We start from the raw sequence: 18,844 nt of genomic DNA on the forward strand, positions 1-18,844 counted from the left end.
TGGTGCAGCGATACAGCTACTGCAGCTCGCCTGCCCGACGCTAGTCAACCGCATTGCCCAAGTGGCTTGGCCACCAGAACCATCGGCCGGCTAACCGGACCACGTGCCCACTTACTTAATGATGTGAAGGCCGTTGGTTTAGTTATCGGAACGTGCTTGCAGGGACTTGAGTTTTTTTTTGAAAGGGTCTAGGAACATTTAGATCTGGTGAAAAAAGCGCTTTGCGGCTGCCAACTCCAAATCTGCTTTCCAGGCATTCTTTCTAGACTGCGGTTCATGGCTATTCACCAGAAACCCGTCAAAACTCCGAACAAGGCTCATAACGGCGCGCGCGCCCAGGTCTTGAGGTTGGCCCAGCAAAATTGGGAGTCGGGTGTGAAATACGCCAAGTCTGGCGACTGGTCCAAGGCGCAAGTCGCCTTCGACAAGGCGGTGAAAGGGCAACCCCAGGATGCGCTGTACCTGCTGAACCTGGCGCGGGCCCAGATGAAGAATGGCGACACCAAGCACGCTCAGCTCACGGCGATGAAGGTGGTCGACCTGGAGCCGGACAATGTCCTTGCCCTTGAGATCGCCTGTGAGTGCCTGAACCTGCAGAACCGCCATGTCGAGAGCGTGGTGTTGATGCAGAAGCTGCCTGAACATGTGACGCGTTCGGCCCGCTATTACCAGCTGCTGGGCGAATCCTTGTTCAACGCCAGTCAGTATGAGCAGGCCATCAGTGCCTTGTTCGCGGGCTTGGGGCTGGACATCGACCACGTCCTGTCTCACTACCGGCTTGGGCTGTCATTCAATGCGCTCGGGCTCAAGCAGGAAGCCATCGAATGCTTTCGCACGGCGCTGACCTTGGGCATGGGGCCGGGCGATCTGGCCGCGCAAGGCCTGTTGACCTTCATCGAGCGAGAAATCTGCTCCTGGCAGCATGCCAGGACCGACCTGGCGGTCCTTCGCGGCTTGGCCGCCAAGCTGCCAGCTGATTCAGTGGCCTGGGCTTCGGTGTTCGCGCATGTCACGGTCACGGACGATGCGCAAGAGCACCTTCGCGTCGCTCGCTCGTGTGCGCGCTTCCAGGCCCGCCTGGCAGAGCCACTCGCGCCTTTGGCGCCCCGTGCGCTCGGCGAACGTCTCCGCGTGGGTTTTGTGTCGGCCGATTTCCACCAACATGCCACCGCCATCCTGATGGCGGAGGTGTTTGAGCAGTTGCACGCAGATTCCCGCTTTGAAGTCACCATGTACTCCCATGGCCCGGAAGATGGCAGCCCCATGCGTGAGCGGCTCAAGCTGGCTTGTGCCAAGTTTGTCAAGGTCGAGGCATTGAGCGACAAGCAGGTTGCGCAGGTGGTCCGCGAGGATGGCATCGAGGTGTTGGTTGACCTGAAGGGGCACACTCGCGGCAGCCGCCTGGGTATCTTTGGCCATCGGGCCGCGCCAGTGCAGGCCAGCTTCCTGGGCTTTCCCGGCACGACGGGCGCCGACTACATGGACTACTTCATTGGCGATGCCATCGTGTCGCCCCTGGAGCACGCGAACAACTACAGCGAGAAGCTGGCCCTGATGCCACGCTGCTACCAGCCCAACGATCGCCAGCGTGCCAAGCCACAGCCTTGCACCCGCGAAGAAGTGGGGTTGCCGCAGGATGCCTTGGTGCTGTGCGGCTTCAATCAGCCCTTCAAACTGTCACCCGAGGTGTTCGATGTCTGGTGCCGCATGCTGCGCCAGCTGCCTGGCTCGGTGCTTTGGCTGCTGCAGTGGAACGACCAGTCGCCTGCTCAACTGCGCGCTGAAGCTGAGGCGCGTGGTGTAGACGCCAGCCGCCTGTTCTTCGCGCCCAGGGTAGGGGCCAAGGAGCACATGAGCCGCCTTGCGCTGGCCGATGTGTTCATCGACACCTGGCCTTGCAATGCGCACACCACCGCCAGCGATGCCTTGTGGGCGGGCGTGCCTTTGGTGACCTATGCCGGCCATACCTTCGCGTCGCGCGTGGCCGCCAGCTTGTTGAACGACGTGGGCTTGCCCGAGCTGATCACCACCAACCTGGCCGACTACGAGGCCAAGGTGATGCAACTGGCCACCGACGCTGCTCGGCGTCAAGCCATTCGGGACCACTTGGTTCAGGCGCGCGAGACTGCGCCACTGTTTGACAGCCACAGCTACACACGCGATTTCGGCCGCTTGCTGTGGGCCATGGCCGAGCGTTGGTCGCAAGGCCAACCCTGCGATCACATCGCCCTCATTGAAGACGGAACCGCATCATGACCCAGCTCCCCCACATCCACCTGTGCATCGTGCAACCGAGTGGCTATGTGCATTCGCTGGGTTTCCTGGACCAGGCGCGCTATTTCCGCCACCAGTTCCGCCGCATGGGCGCCCAGGTGAGCCTGGCCAAGAACCGTTTGCGGCATGACGCGGTCAACTTCATCTTTGGTGCACACCTGGGCTTCGACGCTTCGCTGCGTCAGCGCTACAGCTGCATCTTTGTGAACCTGGAGCAACTGGGGCAAGGCGGTGCGGCCGTATCGCGCGACTACCTGCAGTTGCTGTCCGGCTCAGCCGTGGTGGACTACGACGCGGACAACGTCGCTGCTTACGCCTCAAACGCTGATGACGTGCCTTTGGTGCCATTCTTGTACGCACCCTATTTGTCGCAGGTCGAATTCTTGCCACTGGAAGACCGCCCGATTGACCTGCTCTTCATCGGCAGCATGAACGAGCGTCGCCGGGCCATGATCAGCCGCATTGAGGCCCAGGGGGTGAAAGTCAGCTTGTTTGACAGCCCGCTCTATGGACCTGAGCGCGATCAGTTGATTGTTCAGTCCAAGGCCGTGTTCAACGCGCACTTCTACGCCAGCAGCCGGTTCGAACAGGCACGTGTATCGCACTGCCTGTCAGTGGGCACGCCGGTGATCTCCGAGCGAACCCCACAAACACGGCCGCACGCCGCGTTTGAAGACAGCGTGATCTGGCTGGACGAGGCCAACCTTGACACCTATTTTGCCGAGCAGTTCCGCTCCCCCGAGTTCTACGAGCAGGCCATCCAGTGCCTGGTGAACTTCCAGGATGCCGACCCCATCGAGGCCTACGCCGACTTGCTGGCCTTTGCCGCCGGTTATGGCCGCACGCACCAACTGGCGCGATCGCACGATGATTGGCAACCGACCCGGATCAACCTGGGTTCGGGCAAGGATTACAAGCCTGGCTGGCTGAACATCGACGTGCTGGACCGCGCGCAGCCCGACCTGGTGCTGGACCTGGGGCGGCCCGTGACCTGGCCGGTCAGGGTCACGACCTCGTATGGCGGCCCGCTCTGTCTTCAAGCGGGTGGTGCCGACCTGATCTACGCCAACAATGTGCTGGAGCATGTGCCGGACTTACCCGAGCTGATGGGCAATTGCCTGAAGTTGCTGAAGACTGGGGGCAAGTTCTTGCTGGAGGTCCCCTACGAGCACGCGGCGACGGCCTGGCAGGATCCCACCCACCTTCGCGCTCTGAACGAGAAGTCTTGGTTGTACTACACCGACTGGTTCTGGTACCTGGGTTGGTTTGAGCATCGATTCACTGTCGAGCAGTTCGGCTACCTTGACGACAAGCTCCAGGAGTGCGCCAAAGACAAGGCCGCTTTCATGCGTGTGGTGCTGACCAAAGTCGAGACCACGATGAAGGAGCGCACCACAGCACGCGTCATGCGGGCCGACTTCTGCCTGCCCGACGACTTGCCGACCGATGCCATCGCGGCAGTCGATTCAAGACCGGGCTTGGTGCTGCATCAAGCAGGCAAGAAGCACATTGTCAACAAGACGGGCCTGCGCGACAAAGTGGGGCGCAGCGATGTCTGCATTGGCCGTTTCACCTATGGCATGGAGCACCTTTCCGTGCGTGAGTGGGGCGATAGCGCTTCGCTGGACATCGGCAGCTTTTGTTCCATCGCTTCGTCCGTGACCATTTTCCTGGGTGGTAATCACCGAACCGACTGGGCGACCACTTATCCCTTTGGACACTTGTATCCCGACGAGCTCGGCGGCCAAGGCATCAAGGGACATCCTGCCACCAATGGGGATGTGGTCATTGGCAACGATGTGTGGATTGGCCATGGGAGCACCATCATGTCGGGCATCACCATCGGGGATGGGGCGGTGATTGCCGCCAATGCCCAGGTCGTCAAGGATGTCGCGCCCTATGAGATCGTGGGTGGCAATCCGGCCAAGCACCTCAAGTTCCGGTTCGACGAGCCCATCCGGGCCGCCCTGCTGAGGCTGCAATGGTGGACTTTGCCGGAAGAGGCCATTCGTCAGATCGCCGAGATTCTCAGTGCCGAGCCCACGCTGGCGGTGGTCGAGGCATTGGTGCAAAAGTTCAGGGCCGTGGATGCTGGGTCCAAGGACCTGGCGGCCTGATCAGAACAAGCGCTGCCCCGTGAGCCGCTCGTGCTCGCGGATGGCGAATCGGTCGGTCATGCCGGCGATGTAGTCGGCCACCGCGCGGTGCTTGTCCTCGCGCTGAGCGTGGTCCACAGGCATCTCGCCGGGATGTTGGGCATAGGCCGCGAACAACTCGGCAATCACCCGCTTGGCGCGGACCGTGGTCTCGTTGACCTGTGGATGCCGGTACAGCTCCTTGAACAGGAAGCGCTTGAGCTGCGTGCTGGCTTCCCGCATCGGGTGGCTGAAACGCACCAGCGACGGGCACAAACGCGCCGCGTCGGCGGAACTCGGCGCGTGTTCGGTGATGGCGTCGCGTGTGGCGTCGATCACGTCGTAGACCTGCTGCGAGAGCATGCGGCGGATGGTGTCGAACAGCAAGCGCCGTCCTTTCACCTGCGGGAACTCCGACAAGGTCTCGTCGCGAAAGCGCGTGAACAAGGGCACGTCTTCCAGCTGCTCCATGGTGATCAAGCCGGAGCGCACGCCATCGTCGATGTCGTGGGCGTTGTAGGCGATCTCGTCGGCCAGGTTGCACAGCTGGGCTTCCAGGCTGGGCTGCGTGCCCTGCAGAAACCGGTGGCCCACGCCATGGAGCTCGCGCGCTTCCATCAGTTCGGCATTCTTGCGTGTGCAATGCTTGAGCACGCCTTCGCGGGTTTCAAAGCTCAGGTTCAATCCGTTGAAGGCGGGGTAGCGCTCTTCCAGCTCATCAATCACGCGTAGCGACTGCAGGTTGTGTTCAAAGCCGCCATAAGTGCTCATGCACTCGTTGAGCGTGTCCTGGCCCGCGTGGCCAAAGGGCGTGTGGCCCAAGTCATGCGCCAGCGCGATGGCCTCGACCAGGTCTTCGTTCAGGCCCAAGGCCCGCGCGATGGAGCGGCCCAGTTGCGCCACTTCCAGCGAATGCGTCAGGCGTGTGCGGAACAGGTCACCTTCGTGGTTCAGGAAGACCTGCGTTTTGTAGACCAGGCGCCGGAAGGCCGTGCTGTGCACGATGCGGTCGCGGTCGCGCTGGTAGTCGTTGCGCGTCGGCGCAGGAGCTTCCGCGTGTCGCCGACCTTTGGACTGGTCAGGGTGAGAGGCGTAAGGCGCTAACCACATGAGTTTTTGATGTGAGAGCCAAGATGTCAAATCTTAGTGTCTTTGTGCGTGAATCCTTGAGCCTCTCGCATCTGCGCAGCGTCCAGTGCCACCCTGATCGGATCGCAAGTACTTTTGAACATGGCCCGAGTCACGGTGTGAGCATGACACACCGGGCATGTCAAGGGCATAGCTGCCTGATGCCAGTTTGAGGGGACTTGCCAGCAGCACCAAGGACTTCACATCAACTTGTGCCCAAGTGACCGAGACTAAAGCCCATCAAGGCCTGAATTGCAAGCCAGGGTATCTAAGCAACGCAAATACGCAATCCCCTGTTGCCAACGCAAATAGCAACGTTGTAGAGTTTGCCCAGATCTACAGAAACTCAAGGGAGGAAGCCATGGCTAATCAATCACTCGTTCGCGCCCCTGTTCGCCTATCGGTCAGACACGCGTTGCTGGTCATGGCACTGGCCATGTGTTCCACCGGCTCCAGGGCCGCCATGCCAATCGCTGTGTCGTCCGGCTATCAATACAACTGCGCATTGACGTCTGCAGGCGGTGTTAAGTGTTGGGGCATTACACCTGGGCTGTTGGGCAATGGCACTATGGCCACTTCCAGCGTCCCTGTGGACGCCACTGGCTTGACCAGCGGGGTCAGCGCTGTCTTCACCGGTCCCAACCACGCTTGCGCAATCCTGACTGCCAACGGTACTGTCAAATGCTGGGGGGGCAATGACGTTGGTCAATTGGGAAATGGCACCAAAAGCACCTCTGCCCCTGTCCCAACACCTGTCACGGTTACCGGCCTTTCAGGCGCGACTTCTATAGCAGTAGGCTCCGCTCATACCTGTGCCTCGCTGTCAAACGGGACCGTCAAATGTTGGGGCAAAAACAACGTCTACCAGTATGGTACGGGTAACACGATCGAATCAATGACTCCCGTTGATGTCCCCGGTCTGACAGGCGTTGTTGGCGTCATGGCCGGAAATCAACATACCTGTGCCTGGACAATCGCGCAAACAGTTAAATGTTGGGGCAACAACAACTACGGACAACTTGGTTTTGCCACCCCAAACCCTGCCACCCTGAGAACGGACGTTAGCGGAGTGAGCAATGTTGTCGCCATGTCTGCAGGGCAATGGCATACCTGTGCCCTCACCTCCGCAGGTGAGGTGAAGTGTTGGGGCGCAAACAGTTATGGACAAGTGGGAACCGCGCCAGCAACGAGTGTTCCTACACCAACCACAGCTACCGGCCTTGCGAGCGGAGTGATTTCGTTGGCAAAGATCACTGCTCAGGCCAACAGCAGCTGCGCAGTTCTGGCTTCGGGTGAAGTGCGGTGTTGGGGCTTGAACAACAATCGGCAACTGGGTCTCGGAAGCGACAACACCAACAAGTCCACGCCCACGGCCGTTCTGGGCTTACCTGGAAGCGCTAGCGCCGTATCCATGGGCGGAACAAGTGCCTGCGCCTTGGTTCAAGATGGCGTGCAATGCTGGGGCGCCAATGGGGGGCAACTGGGTAACGGCACAACGGCGGCAATTCAAATTCCAGTGGGCGTGTCAGGCTTGTTCGGCAGCGCACCACCAGCCCTGCCGGAGCCAATCAGTCCCGTTACTTCTTCAACACCAGCCTATGTTTGGAAAGCCATCCCCGGCGCAAGCGACTATCGCATCAATGTTAATGGAAGCGTCAGCAGCTATACCGCAACGCAAGCGGGATGCGAAGGTGGAGTCGGTTTGTGTAGGATCGTAGGCGCCACGCTGACATCGGGTGTCTACACATGGTACGTCCAAGGCTATAACAGCTATGGCAACGGACCATGGAGCAGCGGCACTAACTTTGCACTTTGACGAGAGAGGCTTGGCGGCCTCTTATCAATTTGAACACCTTTGATCGAGTGCGAGGCTTCAGCCCTGCGGCCTTACTTCACAGGTCGATCAGGCGGTGTGCGCGGCGATGACTTCGCGCACGATGGCATCGGGCGCGGGGCGCATGCTGGCCTTGCCCAACTGATCGATCACCACGAAGCGGATCTCACCGTCTTCGGCTTTCTTGTCCACGCTCATCAATTCCAGGTAGCGTTCAAAGCCCAGGGCGGGGCCAACCACGGGCAAGCCAGTGCGTTCGATCAGGGCCTTGATGCGCAGGGACGTGGCCTGGTCGATCAGGCCCAGGCGGCTGGACAGGTCGGCGGCCATCACCATGCCGCAACCCACGGCTTCACCGTGCAGCCACTCGCCATAGCCCAGTCCGGCCTCGATGGCGTGGCCGAAGGTGTGGCCAAAGTTGAGGATGGCGCGCAGGCCGGCTTCTTTCTCGTCGTGGCCCACCACCCAAGCCTTGATCTCGCACGAGCGGCGGATGGCGTGGCGCAGGGCAGCGCGGTCGCGCGCCAGCAGGGCGTCCAGGTTGTCTTCCAGCCAGGTCAGAAATTCGGCATCGGCGATGGGGCCGTATTTGATGACCTCGGCCAGGCCGGCGAGCAACTCGCTTTGCGCCAGGGTGTCGAGCGTGTCGATGTCGCAGATCACGCGCTGGGGCTGGTAGAAGGCCCCGATCATGTTCTTGCCCACCGGGTGGTTGATGGCGGTTTTGCCGCCCACGCTGGAATCGACCTGGGCCAGCAAGGTGGTGGGCACCTGCACAAAGGGCACGCCTCGCATGTAGCAGGCGGCCGCAAAACCCGTCATGTCACCCACCACGCCGCCGCCCAGGGCGTACAGCACCGTCTTGCGGTCGCAGGCCTGTTCGAGCAGGGTGGTGAAGACTTGGTTCAGCGAGGGCCAGTCTTTGAACTCTTCGCCATCGGGCAGTTCGACCGACAGCACGCGCTTGTGGTGGGCCCGCAGGGCTTGCGTCAGCTTGGCCGTGTAAAGCGGCCCCACGGTGGTGTTGGTGACGATCAGGGCCGTGGCCGATTTGGGCAAGCCAGCGTAGGTGCCGGGCTGGCCGAGCAGGCCTTCGCCGATCAGGATGTCGTAGCTGCGGTCACCCAGGTCGATGGCGACGGTGGTGGTGGAAGGCGAGCTGGAGGAGGTCGATGCCATGAGCGCTTGGGGTCCCAACAAGGGCCCCAAGCCCGCGCAAGAGTGGGTGGAGTTCCCAGCGGTCCCGGCCGCGACGCAGGGGGCATCAATCAAAAGAAAAGGGTGACGAGCCTTACCCCGGCACTGGAGGCAAACGGTTAGGGCTGCTTCGTTCCCAATCTGACCCGGTTGGCCGCGCCCCCATGCGGGGAGGCCCGTCACTGACCATTGTAAACGAGGTCTCAGAACAGGGTGCGGCAGACCTCTGGCGAGTGGGGGAGTCCTGCCGTCAGATCGTGCTGGACAAAGCTCACCTGCCCTTGCCAGCGCCCCTGCTGGCATTGGAAGCCCAGCACGCCAAACCCATCGCCCGGGCGTGGGTACCAGGTGTCGACGTGGCAGACCAGTTGGGTACCTGCCAAGGGCGTGCGCAGGGAAAACGACTCGCGGGGCACGAAGTCTTCGCGCCGCGAGTTGGCGAAGGGGAAAGGCGCATACAGGGCCGGGCAATGCACGGACCAGGCGGTGACGTCCCGCTCCGGGGCCTCTGGGCAACTGATGGTGATCTGGCATACGCAGCCCAGGTGTTCGTCGCCCGACGCGAACACCACGTGCCTGGCCTGGAGTTGCCACAGCCGGGCGAGCAGGTCGTGCAGGGCGGCGGGGTAGCCGTCCCAGGCATCAGACTGGAGGGCGCCGGCCTCGTCGGCCAGGCTGGTGTGTCGGCGAGGCAGCACCATGGAGGGCCCGGCCACCACCTTGGGCGTCCAGGTGCCAGCGTGTGTTGCCAGCCAAGCATCCAAGGCCTGCCTTTGTGCGCTGGACATGATGCGGGCCTGGCCCAGGGTGCGTGCCTGCCGACGTTCGCGCTCCGTGCGCGTGTCCATCATGAAGCAGGCCAGGGGGCCTTGCTGGAAGTGGTACCAGACAGGTGGCGCGGTCTGGTGGACGGAGTGGCCCCTCAAATGGGCAAAGTAGGCGGCCAGGCCGCTTTGCCGGACATGGTTATTCTCGCCAAACCGGGTGTGCAGCGGCCCGATGGGCGACCAGTTGTCATGGAACTCGTGGTCGTCCGGCAGGGCGTGAACCATGGGGCCCGCCAGGGCCTGGCGCACCACCGGGCGGGACAACCAGTGCCGGTAGGGGCCGTGGTAGCGGTCATCCACCGCGGTCGGGTCGAACAGGCCCGCCGTGGCATCGCTGTAGACCTGGTCTCCGACCAGCAGGATGGCATCCAGGGGGCTGTGCTTTTGCCATTGGCCCAGGCGGTGGTAAGACAGGTCGGCCGGCCCGGGCGCCCACTGGCCGCCACGTGGCTGGCCATCAATCATGCCGCTGGCGTATTGGCAACTGGCCACGGCGATGTGGATGCGTTGTGCTTTGGGCACGCGGTGCTGAGCCGGCCACCGCGTGCGGCGGGCCGCGAGCAGGTTCAGCTGTGCCAGGTCTTGAAAGCGCCCGCCTTCCAGGTGGCGGTGAATCTCTTCGCTGATGCCGGGGTGATCCAGCTCGGGCATGCAGCCCGGTGCGCTGGATGGATCGGTCAGCAGCAGTGCGGCACAGCGGTCATGGGCTTGCAGCCAGCCGTCGGGGATGTCGAAAAAATGCACGGTGGCGTGGTTGGCTGGCCAGCGCCAGGCGTGGATGTGCCAACGGTCCGAACCGGGCTGCGCGGGGGCCACCAGCACCGCGAAAGTAGGATGGCATTCGCCGGGCGCGGCGCCCAGGCCAACCCGCACGACATCGCTTTCGGCCTGGTGCAGCACCATGAACGGACCATGGCCCGGCGTTGAGCAGCCCAGCCTCCCTGAACCCCGAGGGGTGATTTTTTGCATATCAACATCACAACGACAACAACCCGGTGAGCTTGCTCAATGCAAGAAGCGTGTGATGTGTGGAAAAACGTCGTGATGTGCCCGTTTTCCGATCAGGCAGTCTTGATGTCCATAGCCGGGAATGGGGGCGCAGACCAGGCGTTCGGCAAATGCCGGCCCCAGGCTGTCCACAAAATCCCGGAACAGGTGCATGCCGGTGATGTCGGACAGGCCGTTTTCCTCGCCATGCACGTACAGGCAGGGAAAGGTGAACGCGGCGGCCATGCGGGCGGGCGTCACGTAGATGGGGTTGCCTTGCTGGTCGGTCAGGCAACGCCAGCGGGCGAAGTGGATGGCCTGGCTGACTGAGGCCAGGTTCATGGGGCCGAAGTGGTCGTCAATGGCGTCCAGCATGCCCGCCGACAGGTTCAGGGCGTTGAAATCGCGGCCATACAGCGCGTCCATGCGGTGCCGTGTGCCGATCCAACTGGCTTGGCGCCAGGGCGGCCAGAACGGGTTCTCCATGCTGTATTCCGCGTCGGGGTAGGCCTGTGAGGCCAGCAGGCGGTCCAGCAAGGTGTCGGCCAGGGTGGGGTGCTCGGGGCGGAACTCGAAGCGGCCCAAAGGCATGAACTGGCGCAGGTAGCGGGCCAGGTAGGCCCGCATCACATTGGCTGGGCTGAAGGCCACCTTGGGGGCGACCTGCGAGATGACCAGTCGGCGGATGCGGCCCTTGAGCGCTGCGCGCAAGGCGGGCCGGGCATCCGTGGGTGTGGCGTGCGCTGGCAGGTCGCCGAGCAAGGCCATCCACAGCATCGCCGAGCCCATGCAGTGGGCCACGATGTCGATCTGGGCGTGGCCGGTGGCGCGCGCGATGTGGTCCACCGCTTCAGGGATGTCGTTGTAGGCGACTTCCTCGAAGCTCCAGGGTTGGCTCGACGTGGGCATGCCGGGGCTGGTGCGCATGTCCAGGATCCACACGTCATGGCCTTGCTTCCACAGGGTCTCGGCCAGGTTGGGGCGCACAGCCGGGTGGGCAAAGGTGGTGCCACTGGCGCTGTAGCCGTGGATCATCAGCACCGGACGGCCTTGGTGTCGGGCGTAGCGTGTGAGCCGGATGCGCACGGTGGGCGGGCCCATGTCCAGCTCGATGATCTCTGGCGGGGGTAGGTCAGGGATGGCGCCGGGCAGCCGATGGGCCTGGCGCGGCGGGGGCGCGTCGGGCTTGCGAAAGGTCCACACGTGGGTGTGCAGCAGCACGCGCGAGACCCAGGCCGCCAGGCTGCCCAGGTCGGCCAGGGCATCCGGCATGGTGTCGAAGCGCAGCAATCGCAGCAAGGGCACGCCTTGCTCTGCGAAGTACGACAGGTTCACCTGCATGGGGATGTCGGCGTTGGACCAGACGGGGCGCCCCGGGTGCTGGGTCAGGCGCATGCTCATCAATTGAGCCCAGGGGTTGCCACGCCGCGAATAGGTCAGACGCTTGTGGCCGGCCAGGTCTTGGCCTTGCCAGGCCTGCTGGAGCTGCAGAACCCAGGGGGCCTGGCTTTGCGTTGTGGCTTCGAGTGTGCGCAAGCGGTAGTCAAAGCGGCGCACCTCACCGGCCCGGGTGGCCAGTTGAAGCAGCCCGCGCAGGCGATCGACTGTGCTCAGTTGGAGGGTTGATGAGGACGGCGGGTCGCGGCCCAACAGGTGGAGCACGGTGTCTCGCAGGCCGCGGTTGATGAGCCAGGCCCAACCCGCGCGTGCCGTGCGTTGCCAGGCCCCCGAGGCCTCGCGGTGCATGAAACGCAACTGGCCCGCCAAAGGGGCCGTCAAGACCACCTGGCCCCATTCGAAGGCCGATGCCACGCGCGACGCCTGGCTGGCGATCAGGGCAAATTCCAGTCGGCTGTGCTGCGGGTCCAGGCGCAGGGTGCGGGCATCGGGATGCGGCTTGAGCAGGGACAAGGCTTCCACCGGCTGAAAGCGCAAGGTCAGCCTCAAGGCCAGGCGGTGTCCTTTGGGCCAGGGGGCGTGTGTCCAGTCCCCGGGGTTCACCCAACCATGCAGTTGCTCGGTGACATCAATGGTCGTGGGGGTTCGTTGGCGCGCGGCGCTGCCGTACAAGGTTGATGGCTGACGGTAGACGCGCGGGGCGGTCACGGGGGCTGGTGGCGTGAGGTCTGCCTCGGTCAGTAGCCAGAGCACGCGCAGCCGATCGATGGCCCGTTGTGCCACGGCGGCGATGGTCAAGGCGGGGTTGATGCCCAGTGAGGTGGGAATGATCGAGCCGTCCAGCACGACAAGGTCCGGGTGCACCTCGGTGCCCTGCCCCTGGAAGACCTGGCCGAGGTGGTTGACCACGCCATGGGTGCCCGAATCTCCCATGGCACAGCCGCCGAGCGGGTGGGTGCTCACGGCCGGGCCTTTTTGATCGCCGGTCAAGGCGCGCATGCTGGCGGGCAAGGGCTGCCACAAAGGCATGGGGAGCACCTGACCGGGCCGGGCATTGGCCTCGCACCATTGGCGCAGCGCCGCCAGTTGCTGGTCGGGCCGTGGGTCTTCCTGCAACTCGGGCCAGGACACAGTGAGCAGCCCTTCGCCACGGCTCGGGTCTTCCCAGTCGATGAGGTCGGGCGGGCGCAGGTGGCCGTTGGCACTGTCGTGACCAATGATCGCCAGCACCTGGGTGTGCCTGAGTTGCTGGTCCAGCAGCACCAGGGGGTCGTCGTCGTCCGGCTGGTGGCGGGTCAGGTCGAAACGGTCAAGGTCGTGCAGGGCCTTGGCGGTGGTGAACAGTTCTGCGAACAGCCGCTTGAGGGGCCCGGGCACGGCCAGTTCCTGAACAACGTGGCCCAGGCCCGGCGCCGTGGTTTGTCCGGCATGGGAGGCCTGGCGCAGATCGACCATCGCGGTGATGGTGGGGCCCACCTCGCGTTCACCAGGGGCTTGGTGCTCATCAGCCACGGCATTGACCGGCGAGGCCTGCCCGTACACGGCGGCGAGCACATCGCCGTTGCTTGAAAAGTGCTCGCCCAGGCGGCCTGAGGTTGGCAGGCCATGGGCCCGTGAGCGCATGAGGATTTCGGTGGAGCCGAACGTGCCTGCGGCCAGCACGACCCGCCTGGCGCGAACGGTGAACGCCTGGTCAGTTTGCGCCGCGAACAAGGGGTTGGTGTGTTCGATCCAGACCCGCCACCCCCCATTGGACAGGGCCTCCAAACGCTGCACGCTGGCACCGGTGACCAAGGTCGCGCCCCGCCGCCGAGCCGAGGCCAGCAAGGTCTTGTCCAGTGATCGTTTGGCGTTGTGGTTGCAGCCCGTGGCGCAATCACCGCAGCGTTGGCAGCTTGACCAGTCCACGGTGATGGGCACCGATTTGAACGTGCCGCCATGGGCGGGCGATGCGTCGGCCAACGCTTCGAGCGCGGCGTGCTTGGCCAGCCTGGGCTGGTCGGTGGGGCAGGGCTGCGCGCCCAGCCGGGTGGATAAACCTTGTGCCAGATCGCGCAGCAAGGCAGTGTCTTGGCGCAAGGCATCCGGCCACGCGGCCTGCTCGAACACCTGGGGCTCAGGCATGGCCATCACACCGGCATTGATCAGTGAGCCGCCACCCAGGCCGTTGGCCACCACGGCGCACACATCGGGCCCCACGCGCACGTCGAACAAGCCGGTGCGCATCCCTTGTGCCGTGGTGCTGTCGGGTGCGGTGAATCGCACGTGGCCAGGCAGTTCGGCCAACCGAGCGGGAAAACTGCCTTGCGCGTAGGGCTGGCCGCGCTCCAGCACCCACACCCGACTGGCTTGGCCGGTGTGGCCATCAAGCACGCCAGCCAGGGCGTCGGCGGTCACGGCGGCGCCATAGCCACTGCCCACGATCAGGACATCGCAATCAAATCGTTCTGCCGAGGATTTGGCCCGCTCAAGCCTGATGCCCTCTTGCCTGGCCATCAGTGATTCCAATCCCATGGAAAAAAGATGTTCGGCAGCGTCTGGGGGCATGCTCAGTTTTCTTCCTCAAGCGCCAGCCGAATGGCTTGAAGCAAGGTGTCGGCGGACACCGGTTTGTGCAGCAAAAGCAAGCCTTCTTCCTGGGCTTCCCTCAAGCGGTCGGGCGCGGTGTCGCCGCTCACCAGCAGGGCGGGCAGGCTGGGCTGCAGTTGCCTGAGCTTGCGGATGGCCTTGATGCCGTTTTCTTCGGCGCGCAGTCGGAAGTCCACCAGGGCGATGTCGGGCGGGTCTTCGGCGGCCAAGCGGATGGCCTCGTCCGTGCTGGCGGCCAGGGTGACGCGGCAACCCCGCGAGGTCAGCAAGGCTTTCATGGCTGCGCGCACTTCGGTCTCGTCGTCAATGACCAGCATGTGGCACATCGGCATGGACGCTTCCGGCTCTTCAGGCGCCGGTGTTGGGGGCAGCGCCGATGTGGCTGCGCCCATGCTCAAGGTCACCTGGGTGCCCACGCCGATTTCTGATTCCAGGGAGATCCGGATGTCCAGCAGTTGAGACAGCCTTTGCACGATCGACAGGCCCAGCCCCAGGCCTTTGGTACGGTCGCGCTCGGGGTTGTCCAGCTGGAAGAATTCTTCGAACACTTGGCGGTGGTGTTCGGATGGAATGCCTCGGCCGGTGTCGCGCACCTTGATGAGCACCCGGTCGGGCAGCCCATCCTGCCCGGGCAGGGCCTCGGCGCCCAGCCAGACCGTGCCGGCATCGCAGTATTTGATGGCGTTGTCCAGCAGATTGCGCACCACCCGGCTGAGGTGCACGCCGTCAGAGTGAACGCCCAGCGATTCGGGGCAGGTCAGCACCAAGCGCAGGCCTTTGCTGTGGGCCAGGGGCGTGAACTCGTGGTGCAGCTGCTTGAGCAAGGGCGCCAGGTGCATGGCGCAGGCCTGGGTCTGGATGATGCCGGCGTCCAGCTTGGACAGGTCGAGCAAGCCCGACAGTTGTTCGCCCAGCGCCCGGATGGCGGTGTTCATGTGGCCCACGATGTCCTGGGCGCGATCCGACAGGTTCTCGGTGTTCAAGGCGGCGCTGAACAGCGTCAGGGTGTGCAGGGGCTGGCGCAAGTCATGGCTGGCGGAGGCCAGGAAGCGCGTCTTGGCGATGTTGGCATGTTCGGCGACCTCCAACGCGCCACGCAGTTCACGGTTGAGCTGGAAGGCTTTCTGGCGCAGGCCCACGGCCCGCTGCAGGGATTGGTAGTTGCCGCGAGCCAGTGACATCAGGACCAGCAGGTACATCACGATCAGCACCGACATCGAGGTGCCCAGCCAGCCCTGTTGCGCGTTGGAGGGCACGATCAGCCACGCCAATGCCAGTCCGCCCATGACCGGCCCGGCATAGGCCGAGTAGATCGCAGGGTGCCCGGACGTGCTGCCCACCGCGCCACTGGACAAGCCTGCCAGCAGCATGGTGAGCACCGACCTTTCCAGCTCGGTCATGAGCGGAAAGAAGAACACGCACATCGCGTGGGTGAGGCCGTTGACACCGCTCAGAACGATGGCTTTGCGCAGCGCGGGGACCAAAGCTTGGTCGTCGGCATCGTCGGCGGGAAACGTCAGCAGCCGCCAGCGCAGGGTCAGCACGCCCGCGACCATCAGCAGCCATCCGATCACCAGCCAGCCTGGGTAGCTGCGCATGGCAATGGATGCGATCAGGGCCGCGACCAGGAACACGGGCCACGGTATCAAGCCCACTTGGCGGGCCACCAGGCTGAGCACCTCGTGCACCGCTGAATGCGGTGGGCTCAGCGGCGCATTGGTGGGGGTTTGCACGCCTGCACTCATCGTCACCAGTCGCGCTTTTTGCGAGGGGCGGGGCGTTGCAAGGTGTCCAGTTGCCGCAGTAGACCCAGTTCGTGGGCCTTGTACATGGCCTGTGCGCGGCTGCTCACGCCCAGCGTTTGGTAGACGGCCCACAGGTGCGCCTTGACCGTGCCTTCGGCGATGCCGATGTCGCGGGCGATGACTTTGTTGGACTTGCCTTGCAGCAGGCTGCGCAGCACGGCCAGTTGCCGGTCGCTGAAGCTGACCGTGGGAGGTGGCACGGCCGCACCTGGCGCCGAACTTGAGTCGTGACTGGAGGGCGGCGTGGCCACGGCCTTGGGGGGCAGGTAAATGCCCTGGGCCAGCACAATGCGCAGGGCCTCGATGGTCACGTCGGAGTCGGTGTCTTTGGGGATGAAGCCGGAGGCACCCGCCTGGATGCAGGCGTGGATGGTGTCCAGCTCATCGTCGGCAGAGATGATCACCACCGAGGCGGATTCGAACCATTGGCGGACTTCGCGCAAGGCGTCCAGCCGGCTCTGGCCGGGCAGGTTCAGGTCCAGCAGGACCAGGTCAAACCCATCGGCGGGGTGCTTGCAAGCATCTGCCACCCTCGCTGCCTGGACCACGTGGTTGTGGGCATCCAGCGAGAGCAGCAGACTCTGCAAACCCTCTCGGAAGAGAGGATGGTCGTCAATGATCAATACACGCACGGCTGCAACTTCTCCAACCGGCTAGCGGCAGACCCATGACGTTCCCTGAGCAAATGCCTTTAATTGTCGTGAACGGACAGCGTTTGAACAATCCGTTGGACAAATGGTAACGAGGTGCATCGCGCAAAAAAGGGCCTAAACCTCAGTTTAGCCTTGGGCCTGATCAGCGCAATTGCAGCTCATCCGCCCCGTAAACCACGTTCAAAGGCTCGATCACGACCTGCTTGGGACCGGCTTCGACCCGGCCCGCGATGATCGCGTCAATGCCCAGGCTTTTCGAGATCTCAACCACGCGTTGGGCATCGCCCGCCGCCACGTACAGCGCAAAGCCGGCGCCCATGTTCAGGGTGCCATAAGCCTCTTGATCATCCAGTTGGCATTCGCGCTGCATGAAAGCCAGCACGGGCGTGACCGTGGGCACCTGCGTGATGCGGTAAGTCAACTGCTTGGGGTGGCGCAACAGCTTGCGCCAGCCATGGCCCGTGACGTTGGCGCAGTAGTGCGGGTTGATGCCCGCCGCGGCCAAGGCCTCGGTCACGGGCGAGTACAGCACCGTGGGGGCCAGCAGGGCCTCGCCATAGGTCACGCCGGGCGTGATCTCGGTCAGGTATCCCTGGGGCAGACGCTCGGCGAGCTTGCGCGCCAGTGACAAGCCATTGGCGTGGATGCCGCTGGAGGCCAGCAGCACGATCGCGTCGCCAGGCCCCATCTTGTCGCCCACCGACAGGCGGGTCTTGGGGCTGATGATGCCGGTGCAGGACGCGGCCAGGTCGACCCGGCCATCGGCCACGATGCCGGCCAGCGCAGGGGTTTCGCCGCCGCCCCAGGCCACGTTGCAGACGTCGCAGGCCTTCTTCCAACCGGCCACCAGGGCATTGGCGCGCACCTTGTCGCCAAACCAGTCGGAGCCGCCAGCAGCCCAATAGGCTTGCACCACCAAAGGCGTGGCACCCACGGTGATCAGGTCATTCACCGCCATGGCGATGGTGTCCTGCGCGATGCCGTCGTAATAACTTTTGCCAGTGAGCTTGGCCATGTCGTCGGCCACCAGGGTCTTGGTGCCCAGGCATTCGACGATGCTCGCCAAGTACATCGGGCCCACATCGACCACATAGGCCGATTCGCCGCGCGAGGCACCCACTTCGCTGAAGCCATGGCTGGCCAGGTGCGCGCCTGTTTGCGCGGCGGCCCGTTGCGCGGCCACCTTCAGCGGGTCGATCAGGTCGTAGTTGACGCCGGCCTGGTCGTAGGTGAGGGGGGTGGACGGATTTTCAGCAGTCATGGCGCAGCGATGGGAAAGGCAAAAGCGCGATTATCCGGCACTTGCCTGCACTTGCGTCATGAACTCGGTTCGGTCACTGGCTGATCTTCAGGGCCTCGTCGACCTGGTACTCGAAGTAACGCTGGCCAGAGAACGCGATGGTGGCCATCAGCACGGTGGCACCCAGCAGCAGCGCCAGCACCACCGCCACCACCGCCGCCCAGCCACTGGCGGGGGCATTCGGGTCTTCGCGCAAGGCCGGGTTGAAGCGCGCGTGCCATTTTTCATCGGCCATCAGACCGTAGAAAATGGCTTGCAGCATCGTGTAAGCCACCATGAAGCCCAGGATGGGAATGAGCAGCCAGGCCAGCTTGTCGTCCTGCCCGATTTCTTCAACACGCTGAAGGCCCAGCACCCCCAACAGGGTCGGAATCGGGTGCAACCAGCCCCACCAATCGCCAAACCCGTGGAGGTAAAAGCGGTGCAGTCCCAGCGGGCCGCCGATCAGGGTGACCCAGGTGGCCAGGGTCTTGGACTTGTAATTTTGGACGTTGGCGGTGGTGTTGCTCATGGGGTTGCGCCATTGAATGCGCACAAAACGAATTGCTCGGACTATAATGCGCGGTTTTCCAGCATGTGTTTTGCCGGGCGGTTTGCTGCCAGGCGGGGCGCGTATCTAAATGTGCTGGAACGATCAGGTGTCGGCCCAAGGCAAAAAGCCCCAAGCCGGCCGACAGGTCGCCGGACCCCGAGTGTCTCCCGGGAAAGGCAGCCGCC

Annotated in this window: 11 protein-coding genes and 1 other RNA gene; 3 read left to right on the top strand and 9 right to left on the bottom strand. The window is 63.6% G+C overall.

Annotation, left to right across the window (positions count from 1 at the left end):
• The first annotated feature begins 276 nt into the window (after positions 1-276).
• Together Q7V20_RS22110 and Q7V20_RS22115 are read left to right on the top strand one after the other, a co-directional pair.
• Complete coding sequence (locus tag Q7V20_RS22110) at positions 277-2,256, top strand: tetratricopeptide repeat protein (RefSeq protein ID WP_304795987.1); 1,980 nt, start codon at positions 277-279, stop codon at positions 2,254-2,256.
• Positions 2,253-4,391 (top strand): methyltransferase domain-containing protein, encoded by a 2,139-nt coding sequence (locus Q7V20_RS22115; protein WP_304795989.1) that lies wholly within the window; start codon positions 2,253-2,255, stop codon positions 4,389-4,391. Before Q7V20_RS22110 ends, Q7V20_RS22115 begins: the two co-directional genes overlap by 4 nt.
• On the opposite strand, the gene Q7V20_RS22120 is transcribed toward Q7V20_RS22115, so the two are convergent.
• Complete coding sequence (locus tag Q7V20_RS22120; RefSeq protein ID WP_304795991.1) at positions 4,392-5,519, bottom strand: deoxyguanosinetriphosphate triphosphohydrolase; 1,128 nt, start codon at positions 5,517-5,519, stop codon at positions 4,392-4,394.
• A gap of 238 nt (positions 5,520-5,757) precedes the next feature.
• Between Q7V20_RS22120 and Q7V20_RS22125 the strand changes: the two genes are divergently transcribed.
• Entirely contained in the window at positions 5,758-7,353 is a 1,596-nt protein-coding gene (locus Q7V20_RS22125) for a hypothetical protein (RefSeq protein ID WP_304795993.1), read from the top strand.
• 87 nt (positions 7,354-7,440) lie between these two features.
• On the opposite strand, the gene aroB is transcribed toward Q7V20_RS22125, so the two are convergent.
• From aroB to Q7V20_RS22165, 8 genes are all read right to left on the bottom strand, one after another.
• Positions 7,441-8,550, bottom strand: coding sequence for a 3-dehydroquinate synthase (gene aroB / locus Q7V20_RS22130; RefSeq protein WP_304795995.1), 1,110 nt, complete (start codon positions 8,548-8,550; stop codon positions 7,441-7,443).
• A 101-nt stretch (positions 8,551-8,651) separates the two neighbouring features.
• Positions 8,652-8,749, bottom strand: an RNA gene (gene ffs, locus Q7V20_RS22135) — signal recognition particle sRNA small type.
• Between the two features lie 22 nt (positions 8,750-8,771).
• Positions 8,772-10,298 (bottom strand): alkaline phosphatase D family protein, encoded by a 1,527-nt coding sequence (locus Q7V20_RS22140; RefSeq protein WP_304795997.1) that lies wholly within the window; start codon positions 10,296-10,298, stop codon positions 8,772-8,774.
• A 102-nt stretch (positions 10,299-10,400) separates the two neighbouring features.
• On the bottom strand, positions 10,401-14,276 hold the full coding sequence (locus tag Q7V20_RS22145) for an alpha/beta fold hydrolase (RefSeq protein ID WP_304795999.1): 3,876 nt from the start codon (positions 14,274-14,276) through the stop codon (positions 10,401-10,403).
• A 53-nt stretch (positions 14,277-14,329) separates the two neighbouring features.
• Positions 14,330-16,102: a hybrid sensor histidine kinase/response regulator gene (locus Q7V20_RS22150; RefSeq protein WP_304796001.1), complete on the bottom strand. Its 1,773-nt coding sequence runs from the start codon at positions 16,100-16,102 to the stop codon at positions 14,330-14,332.
• A gap of 14 nt (positions 16,103-16,116) precedes the next feature.
• Positions 16,117-16,806: a response regulator transcription factor gene (locus Q7V20_RS22155; RefSeq protein WP_304796003.1), complete on the bottom strand. Its 690-nt coding sequence runs from the start codon at positions 16,804-16,806 to the stop codon at positions 16,117-16,119.
• Between the two features lie 163 nt (positions 16,807-16,969).
• Positions 16,970-18,088: an AIR synthase-related protein gene (locus tag Q7V20_RS22160; RefSeq protein WP_304796005.1), complete on the bottom strand. Its 1,119-nt coding sequence runs from the start codon at positions 18,086-18,088 to the stop codon at positions 16,970-16,972.
• A gap of 73 nt (positions 18,089-18,161) precedes the next feature.
• Positions 18,162-18,638 (bottom strand): hypothetical protein, encoded by a 477-nt coding sequence (locus tag Q7V20_RS22165; protein WP_304796006.1) that lies wholly within the window; start codon positions 18,636-18,638, stop codon positions 18,162-18,164.
• Positions 18,639-18,844: the final 206 nt, after the last annotated feature.

The sequence above is a fragment of the Aquabacterium sp. genome, assembly GCF_030652515.1.
In the GTDB taxonomy this organism is placed as follows: domain Bacteria; phylum Pseudomonadota; class Gammaproteobacteria; order Burkholderiales; family Burkholderiaceae_C; genus Aquabacterium.